General features: G+C 34.1%; 17 protein-coding genes. 5 read left to right on the top strand and 12 right to left on the bottom strand.

Annotated elements, in window-relative coordinates; all coding sequences use genetic code 11:
* Window positions 1-2: 2 nt before the first annotated feature.
* The 6 genes from lysS to Nisw_RS01945 all read right to left on the bottom strand — a co-directional run bounded on the left by lysS (window position 3) and on the right by Nisw_RS01945 (window position 6,852).
* Window positions 3-1,592, bottom strand: a complete 1,590-nt coding sequence (gene lysS, locus Nisw_RS01970; RefSeq protein ID WP_141976055.1) for a lysine--tRNA ligase — start codon at window positions 1,590-1,592, stop codon at window positions 3-5.
* Window positions 1,593-1,600: 8 nt separating this feature from the next.
* Entirely contained in the window at window positions 1,601-3,184 is a 1,584-nt protein-coding gene (locus tag Nisw_RS01965; protein ID WP_141976053.1) for an elongator complex protein 3, read from the bottom strand.
* A gap of 56 nt (window positions 3,185-3,240) precedes the next feature.
* On the bottom strand, window positions 3,241-3,684 hold the full coding sequence (locus Nisw_RS01960; RefSeq protein ID WP_141976051.1) for a hypothetical protein: 444 nt from the start codon (window positions 3,682-3,684) through the stop codon (window positions 3,241-3,243).
* 45 nt (window positions 3,685-3,729) lie between these two features.
* Window positions 3,730-4,980 carry a cation:proton antiporter gene (locus Nisw_RS01955; RefSeq protein ID WP_141976049.1) on the bottom strand — a complete coding sequence of 417 codons (1,251 nt, stop codon included), beginning with the start codon at window positions 4,978-4,980 and terminating at the stop codon, window positions 3,730-3,732.
* Window positions 4,981-5,054: 74 nt separating this feature from the next.
* Window positions 5,055-6,077, bottom strand: a complete 1,023-nt coding sequence (gene purM, locus Nisw_RS01950; protein ID WP_141976047.1) for a phosphoribosylformylglycinamidine cyclo-ligase — start codon at window positions 6,075-6,077, stop codon at window positions 5,055-5,057.
* 49 nt (window positions 6,078-6,126) lie between these two features.
* The gene (locus Nisw_RS01945) at window positions 6,127-6,852 is read right to left on the bottom strand and encodes a proteasome assembly chaperone family protein (RefSeq protein ID WP_141976045.1); all 726 of its coding nucleotides are present in this window, start codon (window positions 6,850-6,852) and stop codon (window positions 6,127-6,129) included.
* 428 nt (window positions 6,853-7,280) lie between these two features.
* Here Nisw_RS01945 and Nisw_RS01940 point away from each other — a divergent pair, with 428 nt between their 5' ends.
* Window positions 7,281-8,933 (top strand): hypothetical protein, encoded by a 1,653-nt coding sequence (locus tag Nisw_RS01940; RefSeq protein WP_141976043.1) that lies wholly within the window; start codon window positions 7,281-7,283, stop codon window positions 8,931-8,933.
* Here the strand turns inward: Nisw_RS01940 and Nisw_RS01935 are convergent.
* Window positions 8,925-9,290, bottom strand: a complete 366-nt coding sequence (locus Nisw_RS01935; RefSeq protein WP_141976041.1) for a hypothetical protein — start codon at window positions 9,288-9,290, stop codon at window positions 8,925-8,927. The genes Nisw_RS01940 and Nisw_RS01935 overlap by 9 nt on opposite strands.
* Window positions 9,291-9,478: 188 nt before the next feature.
* Here Nisw_RS01935 and Nisw_RS01930 point away from each other — a divergent pair, with 188 nt between their 5' ends.
* A complete protein-coding gene (locus Nisw_RS01930) occupies window positions 9,479-10,060 on the top strand; it encodes a P-II family nitrogen regulator (protein WP_141976039.1) in 582 nt (193 codons plus the stop codon).
* A 91-nt stretch (window positions 10,061-10,151) separates the two neighbouring features.
* On the opposite strand, the gene Nisw_RS09405 is transcribed toward Nisw_RS01930, so the two are convergent.
* Together Nisw_RS09405 and Nisw_RS01925 are read right to left on the bottom strand one after the other, a co-directional pair.
* Window positions 10,152-10,280, bottom strand: coding sequence for a hypothetical protein (locus Nisw_RS09405; protein WP_255430818.1), 129 nt, complete (start codon window positions 10,278-10,280; stop codon window positions 10,152-10,154).
* 11 nt (window positions 10,281-10,291) lie between these two features.
* Window positions 10,292-10,621: a P-II family nitrogen regulator gene (locus Nisw_RS01925; protein WP_141976038.1), complete on the bottom strand. Its 330-nt coding sequence runs from the start codon at window positions 10,619-10,621 to the stop codon at window positions 10,292-10,294.
* 117 nt (window positions 10,622-10,738) lie between these two features.
* Between Nisw_RS01925 and Nisw_RS01920 the strand changes: the two genes are divergently transcribed.
* From Nisw_RS01920 to Nisw_RS01910, 3 genes are all read left to right on the top strand, one after another.
* Window positions 10,739-12,046: an ammonium transporter gene (locus Nisw_RS01920; RefSeq protein ID WP_141976036.1), complete on the top strand. Its 1,308-nt coding sequence runs from the start codon at window positions 10,739-10,741 to the stop codon at window positions 12,044-12,046.
* 118 nt (window positions 12,047-12,164) lie between these two features.
* Window positions 12,165-12,533, top strand: coding sequence for a DUF6659 family protein (locus Nisw_RS01915; protein WP_141976034.1), 369 nt, complete (start codon window positions 12,165-12,167; stop codon window positions 12,531-12,533).
* A gap of 284 nt (window positions 12,534-12,817) precedes the next feature.
* On the top strand, window positions 12,818-13,753 hold the full coding sequence (locus Nisw_RS01910; protein WP_141976032.1) for a calcium/sodium antiporter: 936 nt from the start codon (window positions 12,818-12,820) through the stop codon (window positions 13,751-13,753).
* A 12-nt stretch (window positions 13,754-13,765) separates the two neighbouring features.
* On the opposite strand, the gene Nisw_RS01905 is transcribed toward Nisw_RS01910, so the two are convergent.
* From Nisw_RS01905 to cofG, 3 genes are read right to left on the bottom strand one after another with little or no spacing between them, the layout of a single operon-like run.
* On the bottom strand, window positions 13,766-15,124 hold the full coding sequence (locus tag Nisw_RS01905) for a TldD/PmbA family protein (protein WP_141976030.1): 1,359 nt from the start codon (window positions 15,122-15,124) through the stop codon (window positions 13,766-13,768).
* Window positions 15,125-16,384 carry a 5-amino-6-(D-ribitylamino)uracil--L-tyrosine 4-hydroxyphenyl transferase CofH gene (gene cofH, locus Nisw_RS01900; protein WP_141976028.1) on the bottom strand — a complete coding sequence of 420 codons (1,260 nt, stop codon included), beginning with the start codon at window positions 16,382-16,384 and terminating at the stop codon, window positions 15,125-15,127.
* The gene (gene cofG, locus Nisw_RS01895; RefSeq protein WP_141976026.1) at window positions 16,381-17,550 is read right to left on the bottom strand and encodes a 7,8-didemethyl-8-hydroxy-5-deazariboflavin synthase subunit CofG; all 1,170 of its coding nucleotides are present in this window, start codon (window positions 17,548-17,550) and stop codon (window positions 16,381-16,383) included. Before cofG ends, cofH begins: the two co-directional genes overlap by 4 nt.
* Window positions 17,551-17,594: the final 44 nt, after the last annotated feature.

Here is a 17,594-nt window from a genome sequence, read left to right as displayed (position 1 = left end):
TTTTACGTATACTCTGATAGTGTTTTTGCTACTTGTTTTCTGCCTATGTCTGAAATGAATGGTCCTATCTTTGGTCCTCTAGATGTACCAAGAATAATTTGGTATAATGTCTTAAAGAAATCTTTTGGTTGCATATTATTTGATTTTGCAATTTGATAGATTGTATTTTGAATATCTTCTGGTTCTTCTTCTGCGCCAAGTGCTTCTGATAAAATCTTTAGTGCTTTTTTTGTTGTTTCATCTAAATCAACTTGTATTTTTTCTTGCTCATCGAATTCGTCTGAAAAATTCCCTGCAAGCTCAATAAGTTTCTCTATTTCTGGCTCTGGATTTTTTATTACCCCATAATCGAGAAGTTTTTTCATTACTCTTTCATTTCTATTTTCTTTGAATATTTTTGCTAGTTCAATTAATAGTCTATAGTTTACATGAGTACTTGCTTGTTTTGGAGGGTTTAGGAGATTAACGTATTCGTATAGTCCTTTTGATTTTACAAGTTTTGCTTGATTATCTATTTTGATTTTTCCAAAGTTAATATCTTCTAATTCGTTGTACTCATTCATCAAAGATGGTATGTCTTCTACACCAAGTTCACGTGCGCCAGTAATTCTTTTGTAAAGTAATAATAGAATTGATTTTGGACTGCCAAATTCTAACCATCTCTGTGCAGTTAGTACATTTCCCAATGATTTTGAAATCTTTTTTCCTCCCTTATCTAGGAACATCTCATATTTTACATGGTGAGGGTGTGGGAAATCTAAAATTTCATCTGCTACCCAATCATTTACTTTTACAGAATCCATGATGTCTTTTCCATATGCTTCAAATCTAATGTCAAATGCTGCCCATCTTGCAGCAAATTCTACTTTCCATGCTAACTTTCCAAGGTCTTTTCCAATATCGGCCTCCCCTTCGTGACCACAACCCTTGATCATTTGTGAGCCAATCTCTGCATCATGACATCTGTATTTGACCTTCCTTTCGTCTGCAATGTATTCTGTTGCCTCTGCTGTGTAGAGGCGATTACAGTTAGCACAAACTGGAAAGTATGGGAGATATTTTTGATATTTTTCTTGTCCTACTAGATCTGATATTTTGTCTCCAATCTTGGCACTGTTTTGCAAAATGGTGTGAATGTTATCTTTGAGTAATCCTTGTTTGTAAGTGTCAACTGCTCTTCGAAATTCATATTTTATTCCAACCTTGTCAAGGCCGTCTAAAAGAATACTGCTCATGTGCATTCCGTATGAGTCATGGCATCCGTATGGGTCTGGAATTAATGACACTGGTTTTGCCAAATGCTCTTCTAATCCAAACTCTTGCATTCCTTCTGGAATTTTTCGCAATCCGTCTAAATCATCTGAATAAGCAATAAGTTCTGATTTGTAACCTAGATTCTCTAATGCTAATTTTACTCCGTATGCTCTTACTGCATCTCCTAAGCTTCCAATGTGTGGTATTCCTGATGCACCCAGACCACTTTCTACTCTAAGAAGATCTAAATTTCTTCCAAGTGATTTTTCACGCTCAAGTAATTCTGAAGCTAACTTGTCAATCCAAGTTCCTTTACCAATAATTTCTTGCTCTGACATTCTTTTCCCTAATCCAATTTTTTGGACATGTATGGCCCATATAACGAATACCCTAACTTTTGATAGTACTCTCTTGTTCCAACTGCACTAATCACCAATAATTTCTTTGCATCAAATTCTTCTTTTGAAATTTTTTCTGCTTCTTTCATTAAATTTTTCCCTAAACCTGAATGTTGTATTTCACTTTCTTCTTTTTCTCCAATTTTTAATGATTTTCCATATACATGAAGTTCTCTTACTATACAAGAATCATTTCCAATCTCATCTCTATGTGCCTCACTGCTTGGTTTTCTTAATCTCAAAAACCCATAGATTGACTCATTCTTGTCTTCATAAGATAAGAACACTTCTTTACCTCCTGAAGAATCATAATCCATTCTGGTTAGTTTGACATCTTCTGGCTCTGATTTTTTGTTTAGTCCTGCTTCTCTACATCTGATGCATTTACATTTCATTCCTTGCTTTGCTAGATTCTGATGTACAATCTGTCTTAGATTTCCTGATTTTGGTCCTGCAATGATTTCATTTGGGGATATTTCTCTTTGAACCCGCATAATTCTGACCCACTTTGGAATGCTTTTCTTTGCTTCAGTTAGCACTTGAATCATATCTTCATCTGAATATGGTGTATATTTACCGTCTTTGTATTCTTGGTACATTGGAGTGTTTTCAATTACTAATGATGGGTATATTTTGAGCATATCTGGACGTAGTTTGGAATCTGAAAACAATCTCTTGAAATCTGCAATGTCTTCCTTTGGAGTCATGGTTGGTAATCCTGGCATCATATGTGCCACAATTTTGTATCCTGCATCTTTTGAAATATGGAATGATTCTAGAACATCATTGTAATTATGACCTCTGTTCACAATGTCGTAAACCCTTTCCTGTAATGACTGAACACCAATCTCTATTCTTGTTACTCCATAATCTAACATCCAGTCCACATGTTCCTTTTTACAAAAGTCTGGTTTTGTTTCAATTGTAAATCCTACATTTCTGATTACTGCATGCTCGTTGTTTGATTTTGCTTCTTGCAAATCTTTTGAGTTTGTTCCATTTAGTGCATCATAACATGATTTGATAAAATTTTCTTGGTAATCTTTTGGCATAAAGAGAAATGTTCCTCCCACAATAACTATTTCCATCTTTGATGGGTCATGTCCAAATGCAATTAGTTTATCAATTTTTGTTGTGATTTGTAATTTTGGATCATATTCGTTTTCAATTGCATTTAGTGTTGATGGCTCATTTCCTGTGTAACTATTTGGAGAATTAAATTCAATTCCTCCTGGACAATATGTGCATCTTCCATGTGGACATGCATATGGTTTTGGCATTAGCGCCACTACTGCAACACCTGATGCAGTTTTGGCAGGTTTTTTTAGCAAAACTTTTCTTAGTTTATCAAAATCTGATTCTTTTGCCATTGATAATATTTCATGATTTCTTGGAATTCTTTCTAGTGAGTATTTTGCACAGATCCTCTTAATCTCTTCTTTTACTTGCTTTTTACTAGGTTCATTAATTGTTAGTAAATTTTGAGTGATTTCACTACATGCCTTGGAAAATACTGAATCTAGCTTACTCATGGCTACTCACACTGAATTGGACATAAATTCGTTAAATAATTTGGCTAATTTTGAGCCTATCTTTGCCTAGATTTTCTTTTTGATTTGGATGTTTTTCTTGTAGTCTTTCTCTTTGTTGTCTTTTTAGCTGGTTTTCTCTTCACTGTCTTTTTCTTTGGAACTGTCTTTCTCTTTGTTGTCTTTTTAGCTGGTTTTCTCTTCACTGTCTTTTTCTTTGGAACTGTCTTTCTCTTTGTTGTCTTTTTAGCTGGTTTTCTCTTCACTGTCTTTTTCTTTGGAACTGTCTTTCTCTTTGTTGTCTTTTTAGCTGGTTTTCTCTTCACTGTCTTTTTCTTTGGAACTGTCTTTCTCTTTGTTGTCTTTTTAGCTGGTTTTCTTGTAGGTGAATTCTTTGAGATATTGTTTTTGAGGTTTTTTAATTCAGTTAACTCACTTTGAATTCTTTTGATCTCTGCAATCATGTCTTCTTTGAATGAGTTACTGTTTACATCAACTGACATGTTCTGATTCTCCCAAATTTTTATAGAATTTAAGACTTGCTGGTTTTACTCTGGTTTTTGTTCTATGTTTTGTTCTGGTTCGCCGCTTCCACTTTTTTGCTCTTTTCTATATTCCATCTTTAGCCATATTGGTGTAATTATTGTTGTAACTGCGACCATGATTACAATTGTTGAATAAACTTCTGACGTTAATACTCCTGCAGTTACTCCTACTCCTGCAACAATCAATCCTACTTCTCCTCTTGAAATCATTCCAATACCCACTCTCATTCCTTGAGCTTTGCTTTTCAAAAAGAACATTGCAGGCAATCCACAACCTAACAACTTTGTAACTATTGCAACTGCAATGATTACTCCACTGACCATCAAAATATTCAAGTCAACTGCACGAAGATCTACTTGCGCACCAATAATAGCAAAGAATAATGGCGCAAAAATCAATCCAATCTTTCCAATGTAATTTTCAACCTTTTCAAAGACTTTGGTTGTTGATAGCGCCATTCCTACTGCAAATGCTCCTACAATCGGCGATAATCCAATCGACCCTGCAAGCGCTGCTGCTCCAAAGAATGAGGCTGTCGCAATTCCCTCAACACTACCCTTTGCCTTCCATAGTCTTGGGGTGATGACTTTGGGGATTACTATTACTGCTACAACTAGCATAATTGCAAAGAATCCCAATACCTGCAAAATCGTAATTGCTACATCTGTAATGTTTATGCTCTCAATTCCTGCATCTGAACCTGTAATTGAAATCACAACTGACAAAACTGCAATTGCTAAAATATCATCAACTACTGCTGCTCCAATAATCAATCTAGCTTCAGGTGCCTTTAGCTTACCAAACTCACTAAGCACTTGAATAGAAATTGCAATACTAGTAGCTGTAAGTGCTGTTGCAATTAACATTGATTCTAGCGCTTCAAATCCAAACAATCCAAAAATTACAAAACCTGCAAAGAATGGGACAACTACTCCTAGTGTTCCAACTGTAAATGATGCCTTTCCACCCTTTAGGAATTCTTTTGGTGTCATTTCTAATCCTGCCATAAACAAAATTACAATTGCACCCATCTCTCCCAGAATTTTTATCTCTTCATTGATGTGCAACAATTGTTTTCCATCAATGATGAAAAATTGACCTAATGCAAATGGTCCAACAATCATACCTGCTAATAATTCCCCCAACACAATTGGAAGCTTTAATCTCAAGAAAAGCTCTGCCATGAGCTTTGCTGCAAAAAGAAGTATTCCTACACCAATGATTGTCTCAATAAACTGTGCCTCTGCAGCCATCTTTCTCTTATAATTCTGGAAAAATGTGTAATATAAGGCGATACTAGGTTGAAAATTATTTTGCTATTGTTAAATTAAGCAATTTTTTGTGAGTTAACAAAAACACCTTTCTTAGAAACAATCTGACCTATCTCTTGACTTGAGATCTTATGTTTTTTGAATATTGATCTGATTCTTGTTGCTTGTTCTTTTGGTGCCACTACGCAGAATCCTACACCCATGTTGAATGTCTTGTACATTTCTTCAGGTTTTACTCCTTGCTCTTCCACTAGTCCCATAATTGGTGGTATTTTTGGCAAAGAGTCTATTTGATAACCTATTTTCTTGAGGCGTAACAATTTGGTAAATGAGCCACCTGTAATGTGAGCAAGACCGTTGATTTTGCATTTCTCCACCATCTCTAAAACTGGTTTTGTATAGATTTCAGTTGGTTTTAGTAATGCGTCTCCTATGGTTCCTACTCCCTTTACTTTGTCTTTAACTGAATATTTTTTCAATAATGCCTTTCGTGCTAATGAATATCCGTTTGAGTGAATTCCTGTACTATTTGCACCAATTATTACATCTCCCGATTTTATTTTGTTTCCAAGCACCAACTGTTTTTTCTCTACCAATCCTACGACCATCCCTGCTAAATCAAATGCAAAACCTTTTCCTTCTATAACATCTGGCATAATTGCTGTTTCTCCTCCCACAATTGGCATTGCAGATTTCTTTGCACCTTTTACCAATCCTTCTACAATCTTTTTAAAAATTGGAACATCATTTTTGTTTGCCGCAATGTAATCTACAAATGATATCGGTGTTGCACCAATACAGATTATATCATTAACATTCATTGCAACACAGTCAATTCCTATTGTGTTGTATTTTTTCATCATGTTTGCAATTACCACTTTTGTTCCAACACCGTCAGTATGCGTTGCTAAAAGTTTTCCACCTGGAATTTCAACAATACCTGCATAATGTCCAAACCCATGTGCTATCTTTGCTTTTTTCTGAAGTTTGTGAGTTGATGAAATTAGTTTCCCAATTGCCATTTGGCTTTGTTTAATTTTAGAAATATCTACACCTGCTTTCTTGTATGTTAGAACCATAATTTGATACCTATTTGTTCTGAATAAAAGAATTTGCTCATTATTTTACTCACATGTACATTCCAGCTATCTCTTCTCTGTGTTCTACATATTTTTGAGATAACTCACTAAATTCTGAGTGAATTCTATCTTTTTCCTCTTGCAAATCCGTTGTATCTATATTCATGTCATAGAATCGATTTAGAGCCTCAATTAATGTGGCAGCTGCACCTGAATCTGTAGTATCTCTACTTGCCTTTGCCAATAATGTTAATCCTTGAATTTCTCTTACCAAACACTCGTTTAGTATTCCACCTGGAATTCCTGTGATGAATCCTTGTGGAATCATACTGATGTCTTTATCTGCCATGGTTCTAACCAAATCTTCTTCTGCTGCACAATATGCTTTATCATCATGTTCGGTGCTTGCAACTCCGTCTAAAATCACAATCTCTTTTGATCCTTTTTTTGTTGCCCAATCCAAAATTGACGCAACTAATGAGTAAAGACCCTCCATTCTTAATGTAATCTCACAAATTATTGCACAAACTGTTCCCTCTTTGTTTGCATAGAATCTGAATGGGTGTCGTAATCTGCCTCTCATAAATACAGTTGAAGGTGGAAGATATTTTGATCTCATCACTGCAATTTCATCCATTTTCAATTTCTCAATTATATGATTAATTGCAACTGGTCCTACAAGACCTGCGCCCACAAATCCTGCAAAAATTACGGGACTTTTCAATTCTGTTTTCTTTATCTCAAATACTTCAGCTTCTGGAAATTCTTCTGTCACTGTTTACGTCGATTTATTCTGTCTAATTACTTTACTGAATAAGTATTTTGTACACTTTTTGTTATACATAATTTAGTAATATTTTTGTAGTAATTAGAACTTAAGACCAAAAACAATTAGTTTCTTGGTGACAGTTCTAATTATGATGTATTTTTGTAAAAACAGTATTTAGCATATTCTGATGATTTGTATGAATCATTTCTACGTGTCTTTTTTATGTAAATTATGTCTATTTGATTTGTACAATTGATGGGAGTCATTCATCAACCGTGTGCCAGACCATAGTGTTTCTGTCAGGTCATTTTTGACCTGACTTTTTCCTTTACTTTGTGCGTAAAAATCAAAATTTTACTGATAATTCATCAGTGTCTGCTAAATATCAAAATCTCAAATTTTTGTGCGTGAGGGGCATTGGTTACATATTTGCAATGAGCATATTTTTTACAATTTTCTTTAATTCGGTATATGCTCAAACCCCAGAGGACCAAATTACTCTGTCAGGTGATCTACAAAACAACCCTGTTGCTCAAGACATTCTTAAAAAAATCGAACAAAGTAAAAAATGGATTGCACAAATAGAACAAAGAAATTTTGAAAACTCTAAAAGACAATTAGAATTAGAACAAAAACGTGCCGAAGTCCTCCAAAGTTTAGAAGATGATTTAAGAAAATGGGAAGAACTTTGGAGTTATTACACATTTGATAATGTACTTGAAAGGGCATTAGAAAATAGTCCTGCAAAAGATACATCTAGCATATATGATCATCCTTTGAAATTCACTGCATCAAAGATTGATGCTGGCAGAGAGGCATTGCAAAAAATCATCTTGGAAGGAGGGAGTCCTGAACAAGCAAGAGATGCATTTACCAAAGCTGCAAAAATAACAAGAGCTGAAATGTTATCTGTAAATGCACTTTACAATGTTCTAAACAATAATGCCTATTACAACCAACAGGTGCTCTTTGAGTCTGATGGTAAATTCAACTATGAACTCTCTGGAGAAGAATTGCGAAAATATTATCAAGATTTTAGAACTAATCCTGAATATCTAGATGCAAATCCCTTTGATGTTACATCTTGGGAGGATCTGAGTAAAACAAATCCTAGTACTGAATGTAGGCCTGGTCATGTTTTAGTTTACAGAAACCATGCAGATGATTATGTTTGCACGACAGAATACACTGCTGAGATGTGGATGCGCCATAACATGGGAAAGATTGTTGATAGTTCCTATGAAGAACCAAATCCTGTGATAACCGAACAGAAATTCAATAAAGATAGGATTTTACAAAAAGTATCTAACTTAAACTCAAAAATTGAATCTATGCAAGCACATTATGAAGAACAACTTTTGGAAATTATCAAAAAATACGATTCTCTCCTAGCCGATATTAAATCTGATAAATATGTTGAAGAAAGACGAATTCTTGAAAACCCTCTCAAATCTAACTATGATTCAAAAAAGATCATGAGTCAGCAAATTATGGATATTCGTGAAAAATTCAACGACTTAGAAAAAAATACTCTTGTTGAAAAAGATGAGGTTTTAAAAATTTTAGAAAATCAGCATATACTCTCAGTAGAGGAATTTATAGACATTTACAAATCTGATGATGAAATTGCAATAGAATGGAATTACAGTTATCCTATATTTTATTCACCTGCCTACAATTTTCCACAATCTGAATCAAGTTCAATAATTAAGACTAGTTTTGATGATGATCTTTTTGGTCTTGTTGTAGATGACACAAGTCTAAAAAATGCATTTGGCAAAAAAATACATTCCCTAAAACTCGGCCAATTAATTCAGATTGCTTCTGATATTACAAATCATGATGACACTTCAAAAAAATTTGTTTATCTAGTTGAAATTAGAGATGAACAAAATCAAATCGTTCAACCATTAAAGTGGATTACGGGACAACTTGATTCAAACCAAACCCTCAACTTGGGATTATCTTGGATTCCAAAAAACACTGGTAATTTTTATGCAGATGTTTTCCTTGGTCCTAACTTGGATTTTGTATCTCACACAGAAACAATTTTGATTTCTGTGGTTTCTCCAGATCAATTATCCTAAATTTGGCATCCAGTTATTTTTTTGCATAAAGAGACTCAGCATTGTATGTCCTTTGTCTGTAATTGTATAGATCATGTTTGATCCAACTGCCTCTTTTTTGACAAAATTGTAATCCACACATAGGTGAAGATAGTTCAAGAATGATTTTTTCATTCTGATCTTTGATTTTGAATACAATTCAGAAAATGTCATTGGACTTCCTCTTAATTGGTACAATAATTTCAACAAAGATAAAGTACTATAATCTCTGGTTCTTGCTTTTACTGCTCCCATGATTTCTTCGTCTCTTTTGATTATGAAATCTTCGAATTGTTCTGCCACTTCTAGTGGCACATATGTTAGTCTTGCTCGCATCATACCGTATGGTACGGTACATTACTTTATTAGTCTTTAACTTGAGCTTTGTTGATCATTCTAGCTGATTTTTTTACACCTTTATTGAATGCCTAAACCACTACCTCATCAAATATGATTTGAACACGATCTACTATTGGGTGTGATAATGGCCTAATCTCATAAATAGGCCCTTTTTTTGAAAATTATTTATGAAAAAGATAGAGGCTGTAATCAAAAGAAAGAATTTTCCTACTATCAAAAGCCACTTACATCTAGTTGGCACATACATTATTGATAAACGAAACTTAGAAGATAACAACATCTATGATGAGTCAAAAGGATCTCGTGTAGGTTCTACTGGTCTCAAATCAATTCCTCTTGCAAAAATCGAAATGGTGGTACCTGACAAAGATGCAAGACGAGTAGTTGAGATGATTTCAAAAAATTCTGGATTAACTGCAAATCATGGAGGAAAAATCTTTGTCTCTGAAATGGAAGAAGTTGTAGACATGGAAACAAACGATGCTACACAAGATCTTGAACTTGTTTTAGATGAAAAACCAGAACCCATAACATTACCAAAACGCAGTAGATTTGTTCCATTACAAAAATTCACCTTACATAAACTCCAAGTAATTTATGAAGAAAACAAAGACACTCTTCGAACTGATTACAGAATAAAATCATTTAGTGATTTTGTAAATCACTGTATTATGAAATACCTTCCAACATTGGAAAAACAATTAAAGAATCCTACAATTGTTTATGAAAACAATTTTGGTGATTTTTAAAAAATATACTCTGAAAACAACCACAACCCCACTAAAGTTAGACCTACTGCAGCCATTATCACTTTTGCAATGGATATTTTCTTAGATGTGTTCATATGAAGAATAATAATATCGGTGGTATAACAATTATTCCAATGATTGCAACTACCTTTGGATAGTCTTTAGGCTTGATTGGCTGCATCTTTTCTCTTTTGAATAATTTGCTTTTACGAACATCCATGCAAAATCACATTAGATTGTGGATTCGCCCTCTTCACCTGTTGCGATATCTACTGCACGCAATACTTGTGAGACAAAAATTTTACCTACTCTACCATTTTCTTTGATGATGTTTACTACCTCATCTTCTTTTGAATCTGGTATGATGGCTTCGATGAAATATTTGTCATTGAATTGGGGTACAAAAATCTCACTTCCTTTTGATGCGTGAATTTCAGGACCTGGTCTTTTTCCTCTGCCTCTTACCTTTGTGACAGTAAGACCTCCTATTCCAATATTCTTTAGTGCTTCACTTATTGCCATGACGTCATTTTCGCCAAGAATAGCTTCTATTTTGAGCATTTGATAATTGTAATTTCAACTTGATAAATATAATTTCTGATTTTGTATACCAAATGATTATCATTTGACAATCAAATTAGGATATTGTTATTAATTAAAAACTAATTTTTTTTTCTAATGGTACTTGATTCTGGAGATACAGCGTGGATGCTTGTAGCTGGAAGTCTTGTATTGCTTATGATCCCTGCACTGGGTCTTTTTGAATCTGGTTTATTAAGAAAGAAAAATGCAGCTTCAATTTTCATGCAGATCTTTTTCGGATTGGCACTTTTGAGTGTCATGTGGTTTGTATTTGGATTTAGTTTATCATTTAGCCCTTCAGAACATGGATTAATAGGAGATATGCACTGGGTTTTCCTAAAGGGTGTACCTTCTGATGATGCACTGCCATTTGCTCCAACTATTCCTGGTGTATTATTTGTAAAGTTCCAATTGATGTTTGCATGTATCACTCCATTGCTTCTTACAGGAACAATTGCTGAAAGAATGAAGTTTAGTTCATTTATTGTATTCATATCTGCATGGTCTATGTTGATTTACTACCCTCTTGTCCACTGGGTATGGGGTGGCGGTTGGTTAGCCCAACTAGGTGTTGTAGACTTTGCTGGTGGTATTGTAATTCACACTAGTGTTGGTATGGCTGCTTTAGCTGCTGCACTGGTATTGGGAAAGAGAAGAAATTACGGTCCTGCCATAATGATTCCTCACAGTATTCCACTTGCAGTTCTTGGTTCATCTTTGCTATGGCTTGGATGGTTTGGATTTAACGCAGGTAGTGCCCTTGCAGCATCAGGTGGTGTTGCAGGTAACACTGTAATTGTAACTCATATGGCTTCTTCTGTTTCTGCTTTAATTTGGGCAGGTCTTTCATGGGTAAGAACAGGAAAACCATCTGTAGTTGCTACAATTAATGGTGCAATTGCTGGTCTTGCTGGTATCACTCCTGCCTCTGGATTTGTCAGTGCTGAACACGCATTTGTTATAGGAATTGCAATAGGTGTAATCTCTTACTCTGGTGTGGTGTTATTCAAAGAAAAATTACACATTGATGATGCACTTGATGTCAGCTCTGTTCACGGCGTTGCCGGTATTGTAGGATCTCTTGCAATTGGTATCTTTGCAAGTACTATGATTAATCCTGGTGGTGTTGACGGACTGTTGTTTGGCAATCCTGATCAATTATGGATTCAAGCCGTAGGTGTAGCTGTTGCAGCCGCAATAGGATTCGGTGGAACATGGATTTTAATGCAGATAATCAAACATCTTATTGGAATTAGGGTTAGTCCTGAAGTTGAAGATGTCGGTCTGGACATCAGTGAACATGCTGAGTCTGCGTACTCTGATGAAGAAGAATTCATGTTGGATATGGATTCTTACACTGATGCATTACAAGAGAACGACGAAATCTTTAGAAAAAAGAAATAACTGTCGTTTCTTACCTTTGTTTTAATAATTACTTGAGTCATTACTAGGACCTGATTTGGTAAATAATGATCAAAAGAATGAAATATTGCAATCTGTGCTAGGTATACAGAGATAAAGATTGACTAACAATTATGATGAACTAGCAAAAAAAATTCTTGATTTAGATTCTCAAGTTAGATTTGCCGGTGTTGCAAATAACAAAGGAGAACTTGTTGCAGGAGGGCAAAAAGATGATGTCGAAAAACTATTGGTTGGAGATGAAGTCAAAATGTCTATTCACTATGCTTTACAAAAAAGAGATCTGTATACTAATTTGGCATACAAAATAGGTAATGAACATTCATCTATCACTGAATATGAAAAAGTTACAATGATTACTATTCCAATAAATTCCAATGAACTATTCCTAATTAGCACTGAACCTCGTGCTGATTATTTGAAAATCATTGATACTGTTCGTTCCGAACTTAATTTATCTGGTAATTAATTTAGTACGAAGAGTTACAGTGGCTATGGTTGATGTGAATTAATAAAAAATTGATACTCTTTAGGCCAAAGAAATCACAAAATCTCAAAAACACATTAGTTTTTAAAATATTATAAATTTGCAACCAAACCGTGCACTGAAAAAGCGTTTCATGCCTCATTTTTTGTTCCTTTTTGTGCCTATTATCATTTAATTTTTACAGTTTAGAAATTAACTCTAATTGCTTGAATTGTAAAATTATAGTAAATGCCTTACTTTAAACCCCTAAAGACTGAAACTTTCTTGTGGAAGTCATAGTTAGTGCAGTTCTAACTGTTGTGGGATTGGTATTGCTTTGTTTTGGTGGTAACTGGTTAGTTAGCGGTGGTGTCGCTATTGCACGAAAATTTCGTATTAGTAATCTTGTAATTGGTATGACCATTGTAGCTTATGGTACTTCTACTCCTGAACTTGCTGCAAGTGTCGCAGCTGCTGGAGAACACAGCGCAATTATTTTGGGAAATATCATTGGAAGTAACATCGCAAATGTTGGTATGGTAATTGGTATTGCCGCAGTTCTTGTTCCTTTAGCTGTTACAAAAGCTACTTTGAAAAAAGAGATTCCGATAATGATTGGAGTCTCGATACTTTTAGTTCTCATTTCTATTGATGGTGAAATTTCTCAATATGATGGGATTTTGTTACTTGTAGGATTTGGAATTTTTGGATATTATACATTCAAAGATGCTATGAAACAAAGAGAAGCTAACAAGGAAGAAATTGAACAAGGTCAGGGTAACATATTTGTAAAATCAATTGGTTTGATAGGAATTGGAATTGCTTTGTTGTATGTAGGAGCAATTTTGACTGTTGATAATGCTGTAATTTTGGCAAAAGAATTTGGCTTGTCTGAAAAAATTATTGGCTTGACCATTGTAGCTATTGGAACCTCTTTACCTGAATTGATCACATCTATCATGGCAATAAGAAAAGGTGAAACTGACATTGGAATTGGAAATATCATTGGAAGTAACATCTACAATATCTTGTTGATTATGGGTGTGGGTGCTACTCTTGGAGGGGTTGTGATAGCATCTGATGTTTACATTGACTATGCGATAATGATACTTTTCAGTTTATCTTTGTTAATTGCCATAAAAACAAACATCATCAACAAATCTTTGGGGCTTGCATTAGCTATTGGCTACACTGCATATCTTGTTTCTGCATTTTTTCAATAATTTTCCTTGAAATTAGATGGAATTTACTGAAATATTTTCAATTTTGAGAGAGGGGGTAATTGATGGAAGTGATGCCCACTGGATAACATTTTGTTGATTATTTCCAATTTCTGAAATATTTTTGAGCATTGTTGGAAGATTATGGATAATCCTAACTGATTTTCCGGGATTTTTAATTTCACCATTTTCGATAATTCTAATTCCACTTCTTGCAGTACATGAAAAGTCTCCTTTGATTGGATTTACTGCATAAGTATACCATAACCTTCCAACTAACATTCCTCGTTTTGTGTCTTTGATCATATCTTCTTGTGATGATTTGCCTGAATCAATTTTCAGATTGTGTGGGGCTGAAATTGTAATTGGCTCTGAACTTCTACCCATTGGCGAACCGATTCTTGAACCATTTCCTGTTGATTTTTTATTTTCTTTGTAACTGTCATAAAGATTTGAAAACGTACTTTTGAAAACTCCTTTCTCAATTAAATTATTTTTTTGTGTAATGACTCCTTCATCATCAATGGCTTTTGTTCCTACCCCTTCTGCAACATGTGGATCATCTGTTAAATTCAAATCATTTACTGAAATTTCTTCTTCAAAATTATTTGAAAAACAACTTTTCTTTTCTGAAAATGTTTTAAAATTAAAATTTGATGATACAACAAATGCCAATAATTCTCCTACAGAATACGGCTCAAAAATTATATCATAAACATCCGAATCAATTTTTTTTGGATTTATTGATTCAATGCACATTTTCTTTGCATCTTTGCCAATTTGTTCTGCTGTAAAATTTGACAAAGTTCTACCGCTTGCATGGCCTATTCCTGAAACTGGCACAATTCCTTGCTCGGATTCTGCATTGATAATTCCTGAGATGTATGTTGATTTGTCCTCAAAACAAAGTCCATTGGAATTTACAATCTCAAAATCTTCTGAAACAATGTTTAATGAGCCTGTAATCGTATTAATTTTATCAGAATTTGCTGAGTTTATCATGGATTGTGCGATATCCATCATTTTTGACCCTGAAATTCTCTCTAGTTTTTCATCAAATGTGCCTTCTAGATTTCTGTTTGAGATTGTCGTGGGTAACCCTTGCCAAAATTCTCTTGGTTTTAGGCTTGGAATTGTTGAAAATGCTGAATCAATAGATTCCTTGATCCCATCTTTTTTTGTTGTCTGAATTGATGCGATTTTTTTCTGATGAATTATTCTTATCCCAAAACTTTCATCAAAATTTTGTTTGATTTCTGCAATTTCTGAATCAGTAATTCTAATTGTTGTAATATTTTTTTTAACAGAAACTATTTCGCATTCATCAATTTGTTTTTTCTTTGAATACTGTAATGCCTTTTCTAAGGCAGACAATTATTTTCTCCTTGGATTTTCATAATTGAATTTATTTATTTTAATTAATTCTACATATGATCCAAATTGTGATGTATTTGTAACTTTATCTAATTTATCTTCGGGTTCGTTATCTCCTTCAAATTTTTTCAATATTTTGTATTTTGTGTTTCTTTCTGCTGGAATTCTTTTAATTTCTCTTATCATTCTTCTAATCTCTTTTGGTCTTAACAATTGTCCGTGCTCTGATCCTGCAGACGTAGAAATACTTTCGTTAATTAGCGTTCCCCCAAAATCATTAGCTCCCCACATTAGTAACAACTGTGACATTTTTTGTCCTTCTTTAACCCATGACATTTGTATGTTGTTGATGTGATTATTCAACATTATTCTTGCAATTGCATGGGTGAGCAAAACATCATTTCCACTACCTCCTTGTTTGATTCCTTCATGTAATTGGTGTTTGTACATTGGCGCTTCTGTGTGGATAAAGTTTAGTGGAACAAATTCTGTAAATCCTCCAGTTTCTTTTTGAATACTTCTTAATTTTTCAATGTGTTTTACTCTGTCTTCATTTGATTCCAAATGTCCAAACATCATAGTTGATGTGGTGTTTATTCCCATCTTGTGAGCATTTTTGATGACTTCTTCCCAATCTTTTACACTTATTCTTCCCGGTGAAATTTTATCTCTGAGTTCTTGGTCAAGAATTTCCGCTGATGTTCCTGGTAGTGTATCTACACCTGCTTCTTTCATTCTCTTTAGAAATTCTTTAATATCTACTCCTGAACGTGTTGCTCCATACAAAATTTCTTCTGGTGAAAAACCATGAATATGAATATCCGGAACTTCTTTTTTGATTTCTCTACAAATATTCTCATACACATCTCCTTCCATATCTGGTGGAAGACCTGCTTGAACGCAAACCTCTGTTGCTCCTAATTGATGTGCTTCTTTTGCTCTGCGAACAATCTCCTCAGTTGGAAGAAAATACCCTTCTTCTTCTCTAAAGTCTCTACTAAATGCACAAAATCCACATTGTTTTATGCAGACATTTGTAAAATTGATATTTCTATTTACTACATATGATACGATATCTCCTACTCTTCTCCTTCTTAGTTCATCTGCAACTAGTCCTACTAAATGAAAGTCAATACCTGATGTGTCGTACAATTCTAGTCCTTCTTTAACAGTAATCTCTTTTTCTGATAATGCTCTGTTTAGAATCTCTGAAATAACTGGGTCTGCATTTTTGAAAAGTGAGTCTATGTTCATTGTCATCTCCAATACTCCTCTTTAACTAGCCCTTCCTCATTTTGAATCTCTTTCATCCTCTCTTGTAATTCTTTACTAATAAAAGAAAAGAACTCTGGATATATTGGAAATCTGCATTTCAGATTAAATCCTGCGTTTTTTGAATTTTCATCAACTTTGTTTATTTCTGGCCAAGAAAATTCTGGATTTACAAAATCCGGGGTCAAAGGTGAAATCCCTCCCCAATCATTAATCCCGACTGATAAAAAGCTCTGATACGATCTTGGAGAAAGATTTGGAGGAATCTGTATGTTCATCTCTGGCATAATTATTCTAGATAATGCGACAATTGTTTTGAAATATTTTTCATCAGCTGATGGTTCATCTTTCATTCTGGTGTCTTGTTTTGGTTGGAAATTTTGTAAAATTATCTCTTGAATATTTCCATATTTCTGATGTAACTCCTTGATTGCTAATAACGAATCGACAACCTCTTCTATTGTCTCACCTATTCCTACAAGAATCCCTGTAGTCATTGGAATATGTAATTTTCCAGAATTCTCTAATATCTCTAACCTTGCTTTTGGTCTCTTACTTGATGCCAAATAGTGTGGCATTCCTTTTTCTGTTAATCTCTCACTAATGTTTTCAAGCATTAATCCCATTGAAACATTTGTTTTCCTCAGTTCCTTCATCTCTTCAAAACTCAAATTTCCTGCATTAGTGTGTGGAAAAAGTCCCTTCTCTAGTGCAATCTCTGATGCATGAATCAAATATTCTGATGTAGATGTGAATCCATTTTCTTTTAACCAATCTCTTGCTTCCTGATATCTTTGTTCGGGTTGTTCTCCTGTTACAAATAATGCCTCAACACATCTGTATTTTTTTGCAAGTTCTAATAATTCTGTTATTTGTTGTTTTGACATTAATGATAGTTTTTCTTCTCCCGGCTCTGCTTTGTATGTGCAATATGAACAACTATCTTTGCAGAGATTAACAATATTGAAAAATGCTTTTTTTGAAAATGTTACTGCATTTCCTTTGTATTTTTTTCTTAGAATTTGTGCAGTTGAGAAAAGTTCGTTTGGGTCTTTTACTGCATTTTGATAAATTTCAATAATTTCTTGATTTGATACATTTTTTCCTTCTAAAATGTGGTTTAAACTCTCAGAATCAAAGACCAGATTGTTCAACAGATGAATTCAAGATGGGCAGTATTTATGCTTGTGTGATTTAT

This window comes from Candidatus Nitrosopumilus sp. SW, from assembly GCF_006740685.1.
Lineage (GTDB): Archaea > Thermoproteota > Nitrososphaeria > Nitrososphaerales > Nitrosopumilaceae > Nitrosopumilus.
Note: the sequence above shows the minus strand (reverse complement) of the source record. Positions and strands in the feature narration are given on the sequence as shown.